Origin of the sequence: Nostoc sp. S13 (genome assembly GCF_029379315.1) — a bacterium.
Taxonomy (GTDB): Bacteria; Cyanobacteriota; Cyanobacteriia; order Cyanobacteriales; family Nostocaceae; genus Nostoc.
Map to the genome: position 1 here is coordinate 35,370 of NZ_JAQYWQ010000048.1, position 11,991 is coordinate 47,360.

The window sequence follows — 11,991 nt, forward strand, 5'->3', positions numbered from 1 at the left end:
AGCGCGATGCCTACGCTTTTTCATATAAAAGCGTAGGCATCGCTATGAAAATTCCACCACTTACTAAGTTGATGTTGAAGATTATTGCTCACTTGCAAGTCTTATTTGTTCGACTTGTTCGATAGTTAAATCAAATAATTTAGCAACCTCTTCTATTGAAATACCATAAGCTAAATACCGAGGTATAAGTTCACGTTTTACTTCTTCTCGTCCTTGTTCTATTTGTTCTCGTGCTTGTTTTATTCCTAGTTTTATTCCTTCTTGTCGCCCTTCTTCTTTAGCTTCTCGATAAACCCTAGTTTCTTGTAACTTAATTTCAAACATCGCCTCTACCTCTTCACGACTTAAGTTGGAAAATTCATAACCAGTAATTGTTGTGATTACTCAGATGCAAGTCTTACTTGTTCAATGGTTAAATTAAGTAATTGGGCAACCTCTTCCATCGACATACCACGAGCTAAGAACTGAGGTACAAGTTCAAGTCTTGCTTGTTGTAGTCCTTGTTGTAGTCCTTGTTGTAGCCCTTGTTCTCGTCCTAGTTGTATTCCTTGTTCTATTCCTTGTTCTAATCCTTCTTCTCGTCCTTCTTGTTTAGCTTCTTGATAAACCCTAGTTTCTTCTAACTTAACTCCTAACATTGCCTCTACCTCTTCACGACTTAAGTTGGCAAATTTAGAAACAGCAATCGTTGTGATTACATCTATTATCTCCTTTTTAGCTAAGACAGTTATCTGTTCTTGTTGCACCCGCTCAATTAAACGTTTCGCTTGTACCACCATTTGATTTTCTGAGGCAATAGTCAACTGCATCAAACTGATGCCTACTTTTTGCTCATCAGGACTACCTAACTCATCTAAATAAATCCGTTGTACTTGGGAACTATTCAGTAACGATCTATGAATAGTGGTTTTTTCCGGTTCCAAGCTGCGAGACTGTAAAATAATTACCCCATACCAGTCATCGTAAAGCGACGGGTTACGATACATATACAGCATAGATTCTGAGAAAAAGCGATGATACAGTAACTCATCCTTTTGGAATTGCACCTCAGCAAAAAAGATTATCTGAGATGTTGCATTAGGTGGAGGTAAAAATACCCCATCAATCCGAAATGTTGGTTCTTTAACTTCAACTGATTCAAAGCGATAGCTACTAGCTTCGCCTGGTGGCTGTTCTACTAACTCGAAAAACAATCCTGGAACACGCTTGAAAATTGTATAAAAAATCGCATCACGTCTCACAAATACATCCTCATATCCTTACCCGATCGCCTGGCTTATCTCAAATCATCTGAATCAGAAATCGCGGCAATTTCTGAAAGAATCTGCAACCAAGTAGGAATTGCGATCTCCGATGGCAATTCACCAGCCGCCAAATATCTCAGCAAAGTTTCTTTTTTTGAAAGGTTTTGCAAACTCGGAATAATTTGATCCAAAATGCCTTCTAGTTCGGAATTAATTCGCTGATTAACTTCACTAACATACTGTACAAGGTGGAGGCTGGCGCTAGCAGTAATTTCATCTCGTAGTCGCAGGACAAAAAGTTGGTGGTTACTTGATCTGGGTAAACCTTGGCTTTTCTCTGGTGCCCAATCAAAGATTTGACCAACGTTGTGTTTATCGTCTCGACGCGCTAGGGGAAAGATGATTTCGGGTGGAACGGTTTTATCTTTAGTACTAATTTCGGAGATGATTGCTTCTTTCCATTCGTTAGGATCGCATCCTAATAATAATTTGTAAAAGAGATCAGCATCTTCAAAACCAAATTTTTCTTCGATTTGTTGCTCCATTTCTGGATGGAAAAATGCCTGCAATTGTTCGCGTTCTGGGGCTACATAATTTGATAATTGGTTTAACAAATCTACCACTGCTTGATGAATGCGATCGCGGGCAAAATCTTCTACTTCTTTAACGGTTTTTTCAAATACTGGATAAAAATCATCACTCTTAGTCGGAAGGGAACTATTTACACGATTTCCTCGGTCAAATAATTTCCCGGCTGCACCTTTAGATTCTGCCAGAGCGATCGCTCCATTGTTGACTTTGTTGAAGAGTAAAGTCCACTGGTTCCAATTGAGGATTCTAAAGGTAAGTTCGTCTTTTACTACATCGCTGACAACAACACCGCGCCGGTCTTTGAGTGGTTCTTTGCCTAAATCTTTTTGAAAATTCCTGTAGATTTTATCTAAGCTTTCGACCACAAAACGCAATTCCATAAAAGCGGGACTATCGCCTGTGGGGATGCCTTGCTCGTGAATTTCATCTATGATGTCTTTCAAGTGATCTTGTTGCTGACTCACCACATCAGCAGCTCTTTTAGTATCTTCATGCAGTTGCTTCAGACCATGACTAGCTACGTGGGTTTGAATCAATTCTCGTAGCTTACCAAGTCCGCCATCTTGAGCAAAGTAACCTAGCTGTCTGCCTAAATAACTGCGGGGATCAGATTCTAGCAGCCCTTCACTTAATAGCTCCCATTTCTCTTGTAGCCGTTTAGACCGATCTAAGTAATCAGGATAGTCTAAGTTAGCCAAAAACTCTGGTGAGCCTGCTTTGACTGTACTAGAACGTTTCGCTAATTCAGTCAATCCCAACAGTGGCGACAGTAAAACGATGCGGTCTTTTTGGGTTGTAAACGCTTCTGCACCATCAATGATAGTTTGCAGAACTTTGAGTTTTTGGAAAACCGTTTCTTCCTGCAAATGGCTATTAGTTGGGCTATCTTCAATCAGTTGGTCAAGTTCTCGTTCGCCACCCTCGCTATCTAGGGGTAGTTGATCGAAGCGACCCACACCGACGAGAATTAAATCTTTCAGGTCTTGTCCCGGTCGCTGCTGCTGCATCATCGTAAAGATTTTATTGGCGCGATCGCTACCCGGAGATTTACCATTGAGCAATACCAAAATTGTCTGTACTTCTGCCAATTCCCGCAGTGATAAAAAGGTATCTCTAGCCCCCGAATTAGCAGCCCCCAATCCTGGAAAGTCAATCAGAATAAATTTAGCTGCGCCGGTAAAATCCCAAATTTCCCGTGATATTTTCACATCGATATCTACACGGCGGATGAGTGGGAAACTGTTTTGCAATAACTTTGTTGGTAGCCTCTGGGGTGGACTCGGTAATCGGATATGCGCTGGAGGTAGATCGTCAAATTTCAGAGTTTGGATTGCCATTGGCTGTTCGACTAGCTGTAGCCCCTCACGGGCGGTAGTAGCATCAATCTGGTAGCGCCCACCGCACATAACTTCCCCATAGGCGTGATAAGCCCGCAGGAATAATACCAACTCCCGGAGTAAATAACGTAGCTCTAAATTGTTACTACTATTCCATGCTTCCTCACACCAGCTAATAATATCTTTACCAGAGTTGAGTTTTGATACTGGTATAGGAGGAAGTCCGGCTGCTGCTGTTCGTTTATTGGCTTCTCCTAGCATGAAGCGTAGACACTCATGTACTCCTTCATGAGAAAGATACTTCACCGTAAAATTACTTAATTGAGTCGTTGCAAACTCGTTTTGAGGGATGATATGTATGGCGGTAACATTACCTGTAGTGGGGTTTTCACTGACTGGCAAAGCATCTGCATATCCAATTAAACTGCCTAGAAGTAAGGTTTTCCCACTACTGAATTCCCCCATTACACCAATTTTCACAGGCGAAGTTGCCAGGTCTACAGTTTTCTGGGCAGCTGACCGCAGACGAAGGAGACAGTCATCAAGACTAGCTGGAACCCAATCTTCTTGTTTAGAAGGGGACTGGGGCACAGAATCTATCTTTCTGAGGATGAATTCGCCGTACTCCTTAAAACGGCCCAGTTTATCTGGTTCCATAGAGTAGTTTCCGCCTAACATGAATTTCTGTGAGCTTTATAACATATAAAACGCGATTGCCAGCCATTCTGGCAACGTGTTGATATCACATTTAGCATTTCTCTCATTTAATTTGCGATTTTGCTATAGCAATCCTAAATCATTTGTGAGATTTGTGAATTCTGTTTTTGTTCTCTGGCGATTCGTCATCACTCAGATTTCTCACAACTCAGATAGGATTGCTATATAAGGCGTTTTGAATCGTCAACCCAATTTTGAAAAGTTGGGTTTTGTGGGAAACAATAAAAAACAATACATTCGTCATAATCCAGCGTTCCGAATGAATTAAGTGGGGTTTTATACCACCAATAGACTGGAAATTGCTTAGTATAAATGTGGATATCAAACCCTTTTATACCCCTGATTTTAAGCAACCTAGATCCATCAGCCGGACTCTAATTCATGCTGAATTCTTATCGATAAAAAATCAATATTTATTTGGTATGAAATTCTTGATTATTGTGAATTTTTGATAAAGAGGTCAGCGCCTCACAGATAATCATATATTTTCTGTAAACCTAAATCAGGTTTTTGAGTAATGCAATTACATAGCTATGATGAATTTATCGATAATTTGAAGAAAAAACAAAGTTAAACAACTTCACTGACACATGCAAAGTTTAAATTTTATCAAAAATACTGAAGTTAATCTTAATCATAACTTCAGCATTTTTTCAATTTATTTACAGTAAAAGAGGTACTGTTGCACATATAAAAATCAATAAAGGATTAAGATCATTAGCAGGTGGGCATAAAAAAGATTTCATGTATTAAAAAATCATATTTTCAGCCTATTACCTTAATAATTTAGGCAGAGCAGGCAGGCAAAAGTGTATTCTAAAAAGGTGCAGAGCTACATTAACCAAATCATAGTTGAAGAGGAAGACATACAACAGGATGAAAAAGTATTTTGCCAGCAGGCGGATACTGCTCCTCTGATGATTTGGATAGCTGGATGCAATGCACTTTACTCTTACTTCAATTCAAATTGGCTGGAATTTACTGGAAGATATCTAACAACAGATGCCTCTGTACCGGCGCGGGAGATAGGCAATATCTGGACTTGCAGCGTCCATCCAAAAGATAGACAGCGATGTGAAGATATATACCTGAGCGCATTTGCTGTGCATGATTCCTTCCAGAGGCAATATCGCTTGCGTCGGGCTAATGGGGAATATCGCTGGATTTTAGATACAGCCACGCCACGATTTGCAGCCGATGGCAGCTTTGTCGGTTACATCGGTTATTGTGTAGATATAACAGAAGTGTCCATAATGGTAAGCCAACCTCCCCAAACAGAAAGCGACTCGCTATCTACAAATTCCTCTTACCGTCTACGTAAAATTACACAAAGGAAAAAAGCACTGAAGCAACTGCAAACTGAAACTGCAAAACGCCAAGCAGTAGAAGCACAGTTACGCCAAAAAATATCAGAATTTGCAGCTATTTTGCAAGTGCTTCCTAATTTGTATTTTCGTCTCGATGCTGATGGAACTATCCTGGATTACAACCCAGAAAAGATAGAGAGTCTGTATCTTTTACCAGGAGATTGTCAGGGCAAGAGTTTGCGAGAATGCCTACCGACTGCTGTTGGCGATCGCTTCCACAAAGCAATAACTCAAGTACTTGAAACTCAATCTTTAGTTAGTTTTGAATATACCTTACCACTACCAGAAGGTAACAAGAATTTTGAAGCTAGGTTATTATCATTACCAAACCAGCAAATCATAGTTATTGTCCGCGACACTAGCGACACAGTACAAGCAGCATTAATAGAAAGCGATGCCAAGTTTCGCAGCATTGTTGAAAATGCTAATAATGTTCTTTTTACGTTGACACTTGAAGGGATATTTTCCTACGTTTCTCCTAACTGGACTGAAGTTTTTGGGCATGAGGTTGCAGAGATTGAGGGTAAATCCTTTATTCCCTTTGTACATCCTGATGATGTCTCTATCTGTAGCGATTATTTTCAAAGACTTTTGACAACAAGCGAAAAACTTCTGGCAATTGAATATCGGATAAAACACAAAAATGGTAATTGGCGATGGTATACAAGCAACTCATCTGTGATTAGAGACGCCAATGGTAATCTTTTAAACTTCGTTGGTATTTGCTATGACACCACTGACCGCAAACAAGCATTAGAAGCTCTAGCAGAACGAGCGCGTTTAGCAAATTTTCGTGCCGATGTAAACGCAGCCCTTACCCAGAGTGATAGCTTACAGAACATGATGCGCCGTTGCACTGAGGCTTTAGTTGAACATCTGGATGCAGCCTTTGGTCGCATCTGGACGCTGAACAAACAAGACAATGTACTAGAGTTGCAAGTTAGTTCTGGGATATACACCCATATCAATGGGCCTCATAAACGTGTGCCAGTCGGTCAATTCAAAATTGGTTTAATTGCCGAAGAGGGCAAACCCCACCTAACTAACTCTGTGCAGACAGATCCCCGCGTGAGTAACAAAGAGTGGGCACAGCGAGAAGGTATGGTCGCCTTCGCTGGCTATCCCCTGATTCTTGAAAATGAAACTGTAGGGGTAATAGCCATGTTTACCCGTAAAGCTATCACAGACTCAACTTTCACAGCACTGCAATTTGCTGCCCAGGAGATTGCCATTGGTATCAAACGCAAACAAGCAGAAGTTGCACTCATAGAAAGTGCCCAGCGAGAAGCACTAATCAATCGTCTTTCTAGTCAGATTCGAGCTTCCTTGGATCTCAATCACATTGTGGAAACCGCAGTGCAGGAGATTCGCAACTTATTCCAAAGCGATCGCTGCGCCTTCTTGTTGTATCGGCAAGACGCTGATGTACCATACTGGGAGAGAGTATATGAAGCAAAAAGTTCCTTTTTACCCTGTCTGCTCAACGACCAAAAAGCAACTAATGCAGAAATCGAATTAATCGCAGCCAAAACCTTGAACGGAGAAATCGTCCGCATTGATGATGCTGAGACTATCGAGGATGCCTGCGGCGGGTTAAACCTACGTACTACACGGGAGTTTTTACAGGATTTTGGTTTTACTGCTTTTATATCGCTGCCCGTACACACCCAATCTGGCGAAATTGGCACATTTACCTGTGGTTATTGTAGTGGCTTTCGGCCTTGGCTAGATAACGAAGTACAATTACTACAAGCAGTTACAGTTCAACTAGCGATCGCTATTGACCAAGCTAAACTTTACACCCAAAGTCGCATCGCTGCCCAAACTGCCCAAGACAAAGCCCAGCAACTAGAAGCGGCATTGCTAAAACTTCAACAAACCCAAGTGCAACTGATTCAAACTGAAAAAATGTCCAGTTTAGGACAATTGGTTGCAGGTGTTGCCCACGAAATCAATAATCCCGTGAATTTTATCTATGGCAATATTAGCCATGCCCGTGAATATACTGATGATTTGTTGCACTTGGTAGAACTTTATCAACAGAACTACTGCCCACCAGCACCAGAGATTGATCAACAAATCGACACGATTGATTTAGACTTTCTCAAGCAAGATTTGCCCAAAGTCCTGGATTCTATAAAGATGGGAGCCGAACGTATTCGGCAGATTGTCCTATCTTTACGCAATTTTTCTCGCCTTGATGAAGATGACACGAAAGCAGTGGATATTCATCAAGGTATGGATAGCACATTGCTGCTGTTGCAAAATCGCCTGAAAGCCAAACCAGGATGTCGCGAAATCCAAGTAATCCGAGACTACGGCAACCTGCCACCGATAGTTTGTCACGCCGGACAGATGAATCAGGTGTTTATGAATTTGTTGACAAATGCGATCGATGTTTTAGAAGAGTCATTTGTGATTAGTCATTTGTCATTAGTAAACAACACTGAACAAAGGACAAATGACCGAGCACAAATGACTTTTCCCCAGATTCGCATTCGCACCTTCATCCAAGAAGACTGTGTAATCATTAGCATTGCCGACAATGGCGCAGGCATGACTGAGGAAGTACGCAAACGCCTATTTGACCCCTTCTTCACGACAAAACCTGTGGGTAAAGGCACGGGGATGGGGCTATCAATTAGCTACCAAATTATTGTCAGAAAACACTGTGGGCAAATTCAGTGTATTTCAGCACCAGGAGAAGGTGCGGAGTTTGTCATCGTGATTCCACTACAGGAGCAAGCCTCAACGTAGATATCACGCAACTTTAACCTAAGCTTAATTAAAAATTAACCTATTGGTTGTTAACTAAGATTAATTCACTTTTTGCTGCAACATTTGAACCCCCAATAACTTAGAATTTATCGAAATTGGGGGATTATTTCTCCTAGTAGAGAAAATTCGGAGTAGAAATGTTGCAGTTAAATCGATTGAAAAACGTTGTAATGGTAGTACTATCTTTACGTAGGCGTAGCCCAATCCAAGCATCGCACCTTTGAAAAAAATCCCTGAGTACAAATAAAATAGAAGGCTGGGATGATACAACCCCAAAATCAAAATAGTATCACCTACACACGCGTTATCCACCTAAGTCATGTAATTGACATAGATATTCCTCAATGGTCTGGCGACCCCACAGTAGAATTTGAAACTGTGGCTGAACTAAATAATGATGGCTATTATCTACGGCGTTTCTCCTTGGGTGAACATAGCGCTACCCATATTAATGCCCCTAACAGTTTTCATAGTTATGCTGTGGGAATTGACCAATATCCCGCCCAGTCTTTAGTTGTACCTGCGGTGGTCATAGATATTTGCCCAGCCACAGAGGTTAATCCTGATTATGGCCTGACTATTGCTGATGTTCTGGCTTGGGAAGAACAATACGGTGAAATTTCTGGTGGCTGCGTAGTTATACTGAATACAGGTTGGCAAAAAAAGTGGTTTGATAAAAGCGCATTCCTCAATCATGATGCTCAAGGAATTGCCCACTTTCCTGGATTTGGCAGCGATGCAACTCAATTCTTACTGGATGAACGGCAAATAGCAGGGGTAGGAATTGATACTCATGGCGTAGACCCTGGACAGGATAACAGTTTTGCGATTAACCGCCTAGTTTTAGAACAACCGCGCATTGTGTTGGAAAATCTCACCAATTTGGATCAACTACCACCTAAAGGTACTACGCTAGCGATCGCAGTTCTAAGGTTGCGTGGTGGTTCTGGTTCTCCTGTGGGTGTCTTGGCGTTCGTGCCTTAATTTTTATATTGATATTTCTATCTCAGCCCAATTTGATCAACTTGAAGATAACCTAGAAAGCAAGCAAACTTAGTACACAAGTTTCAGTGGATCATCAGCCGGAGATTTTCAAGATGACAATACTTCGACGTAGCTCAGTAACCACTCCGCTATTTTGCCGCAATTACATCGATGGTCAATGGTTGAGTGCTGTAGGGCAAGCAATCCTGAAAAGTCGCAACCCTGCTGACAAAACCGAAGTCGTTGCCACATTCGCCTGTTCTCAAGCCAATGATGTAGATACAGCCGTAGCCGCCGCCCGTAAAGCCTACCACAGTTGGCGCAAAGTCCCAGCCCCAGCTAGGGCAGAATACATCTTTCGCGTCGGGGAAATATTACTCCAGCATAAAGAAGAACTTGCCCAGTTAATCAGTCGGGAAATGGGTAAACCTTTGACAGAAGCCAGGGGAGATGTACAAGAAGGTATTGACTGCGCCTTTTACAGTGCTGGCGAAGGACGGCGACTATTCGGGCAAACCACACCGTCGGAAATGTCCAATAAATTCGCCATGACTGTGCGAATGCCCATCGGAGTCTGTGCCTTAATTACTCCCTGGAATTTCCCAGTGGCAATTCCTTGCTGGAAAGCTATGCCAGCCTTGGTATGTGGCAATACAGTCATCCTTAAACCTGCCGAAGATACCTCCGGCTGTGCAACTAAATTGATTGAAATTTTCCAACAAGCAGGTTTACCACCAGGAGTAATTAACTTGGTGCATGGTGTGGGAGAAGAGGCGGGGAAAGCTTTAGTTGAGCATCCCAATGTAGATTTGGTGTCGTTTACTGGTTCTTCAGAAACGGGTGCCTTTGTGGGCGCTACTTGCGGACGCACTCACAAGCGTGTCTGTCTGGAAATGGGTGGTAAAAATGCCCAAGTGGTGATGGAAGATGCGGATTTAGAACTTGCTCTCGATGGTGCAGTGTGGGGAGCCTTTGGCACAACCGGTCAACGATGTACGGCTACCAGTCGGCTGATTTTGCATCGTGATATCAAAGAAAAATTTACCACTATGCTTTATGAGCGTACCAGTAAGTTACGCTTGGGTGCTGGCACTGACCCGAATACAGATATTGGCCCAATAGTCAATGAAAAGCAACTCCAACAGGTGAGCAAGTATTTGGATATTGCTCGTGAGGAAGGAGCAAAGGTTTTAATTGGTGGTGAAATTGCCACTGAAGGTTCATTGAAAAACGGTTATTTCTTTCAACCAACTATTTTGGATGATGTCACTCCTGATATGCGAGTTGCCCGTGAAGAGATATTTGGACCAGTAGTAGTATTGATTGAGGTTAGTTCCTTTGAGGAAGCGATCGCAATTCTCAACGATAGCAATTATGGTCTTTCTTCTTCAGTTTACACCCGCGATATCAATCGGGCTTTTACTGCTATGCGTGACATCGAAGCAGGTATTACCTATATTAACGGCCCCACTATTGGTGCAGAGGTACATTTGCCCTTTGGTGGTGTTAAACAAACCGGTAACGGACACCGCGAAGCTGGAACTACCGCTTTGGATGTTTTCACAGAATGGAAAAGTGTCTATGTTGACTTTTCTGGAAGTTTACAACGCGCTCAGATAGATAACCGCAGTTAATTGTATGCAGTTATACAATTTTAGATTGAAAAGAGCAATCAAAAATCCAAAATTTTGTCATTCAGGAGGTAAAAGTACAATTAATTCTCCAAGGCGCTTCAATATAGTGAGTACTTGGTGTAGTTCTGAATCACGTTCAATATTGGGCAATTGATCACACAACGAATCGCACGTCCTCTACCTTTGTTGTTTAATCGCAAAAATCAAAGAATATATCTTTAAAAAGGAGCGATCGCTTTTAAATGAATGCTGTGCTGTTTACCTCCTGACTCGCGATCGCACAAACCCCTATTTTCTCGTCAGTTTCCGAAAATTTGTGATCTACTCAATCTAAAAAGTTTGTAAGCAATTGCATAATTCCTAAAACTCAGCCGTAATTCTACATATAGGACTCTTAATTTGATTTTTGAAATATAGATAGGGTGTCTTAGGAAAACGTAACGCACCCTAAATAGACTTATCCACAAATAAACCTCAAAATAGCTGAAACCCTTACATAGCTGGCTTTTTAGCTTATATAAAACAGGAACCTCTAAAACCCTCTCCAGAGCTAGGTTTCAGCCAAATAAAGTTCTCATTTCCGGATAAGTCTAATATACTTAGACTTTTTCAAAAATTAAATCGGATTCCTACAGGTGCGTAGTTTTATCGTGCAATATTACTATGTGCAAGTTTGGTAGTGTCTTAATCAAGGAAAACAGCTATGCAACATAACACTGACTTTAATGGCGACGGCTTAAGCGACTTCATCCGCCAAGAAAAAGGTACAGCAGTGGATGGCAATCGTGATGTTGAAGTATATCTGTCCAAAGGAAACGGTATCTTTAATCCAGGCATCCCTTTAATAGATGCCTTTGCTGCCAACGGGAACGTTGCCAATCTGATTGTAGGAGACTTTAATGGCGACGGCTTAAGCGACTTCATCCGCCAAGAAAAAGGTACAGCAGTGGATGGCAATCGTGATGTTGAAGTATATCTGTCCAAAGGAAACGGTATCTTTAATCCAGGCATCCCTTTAATAGATGCCTTTGCTGCCAACGGGAACGTTGCCAATCTGATTGTAGGAGACTTTAATGGCGACGGCTTAAGCGACTTCATCCGCCAAGAAAAAGGTACAGCAGTGGATGGCAATCGTGATGTTGAAGTATATCTGTCCAAAGGAAACGGCATTTTTAATTCCGGCATAGCTTTGATAGATGCCTTTGCTGCGAACGGGAACGTTGCCAATCTGATATAGAGGCTAAACCTAGAAAAACTGTCATCTAGTCATACCGTTTCACTTTAAGAGGGTGTTTGAAAAGTCGAGCAGGTTGTAAAAAAGCTCTCTCAGTATACGCTG

At 41.7% G+C, this 11,991-nt stretch carries 7 protein-coding genes; 4 read left to right on the forward strand and 3 right to left on the reverse strand.

Annotated features, from left to right (window positions below):
* Positions 1 to 81: 81 nt before the first annotated feature.
* From PUQ00_RS16510 to PUQ00_RS16520, 3 genes are read right to left on the reverse strand one after another with little or no spacing between them, the layout of a single operon-like run.
* Entirely contained in the window at positions 82 to 324 is a 243-nt protein-coding gene (locus PUQ00_RS16510) for an aspartate aminotransferase (RefSeq protein WP_300418625.1), read from the reverse strand.
* Positions 325 to 380: 56 nt separating this feature from the next.
* Positions 381 to 1,241 carry an Rpn family recombination-promoting nuclease/putative transposase gene (locus PUQ00_RS16515; protein WP_300418627.1) on the reverse strand — a complete coding sequence of 287 codons (861 nt, stop codon included), beginning with the start codon at positions 1,239 to 1,241 and terminating at the stop codon, positions 381 to 383.
* A gap of 35 nt (positions 1,242 to 1,276) precedes the next feature.
* Positions 1,277 to 3,829: a proteasome protein gene (locus PUQ00_RS16520; RefSeq protein WP_300418628.1), complete on the reverse strand. Its 2,553-nt coding sequence runs from the start codon at positions 3,827 to 3,829 to the stop codon at positions 1,277 to 1,279.
* An 869-nt stretch (positions 3,830 to 4,698) separates the two neighbouring features.
* Here PUQ00_RS16520 and PUQ00_RS16525 point away from each other — a divergent pair.
* The 4 genes from PUQ00_RS16525 to PUQ00_RS16540 all read left to right on the forward strand — a co-directional run bounded on the left by PUQ00_RS16525 (position 4,699) and on the right by PUQ00_RS16540 (position 11,889).
* Positions 4,699 to 8,013 (forward strand): PAS domain-containing protein, encoded by a 3,315-nt coding sequence (locus PUQ00_RS16525; protein ID WP_300418630.1) that lies wholly within the window; start codon positions 4,699 to 4,701, stop codon positions 8,011 to 8,013.
* A gap of 282 nt (positions 8,014 to 8,295) precedes the next feature.
* Positions 8,296 to 9,018: a cyclase family protein gene (locus PUQ00_RS16530; protein WP_300418632.1), complete on the forward strand. Its 723-nt coding sequence runs from the start codon at positions 8,296 to 8,298 to the stop codon at positions 9,016 to 9,018.
* Between the two features lie 113 nt (positions 9,019 to 9,131).
* Positions 9,132 to 10,652, forward strand: coding sequence for an aldehyde dehydrogenase family protein (locus PUQ00_RS16535; RefSeq protein WP_300418634.1), 1,521 nt, complete (start codon positions 9,132 to 9,134; stop codon positions 10,650 to 10,652).
* 703 nt (positions 10,653 to 11,355) lie between these two features.
* Positions 11,356 to 11,889, forward strand: a complete 534-nt coding sequence (locus PUQ00_RS16540) for a VCBS repeat-containing protein (RefSeq protein ID WP_300418636.1) — start codon at positions 11,356 to 11,358, stop codon at positions 11,887 to 11,889.
* Positions 11,890 to 11,991 lie beyond the last annotated feature (102 nt).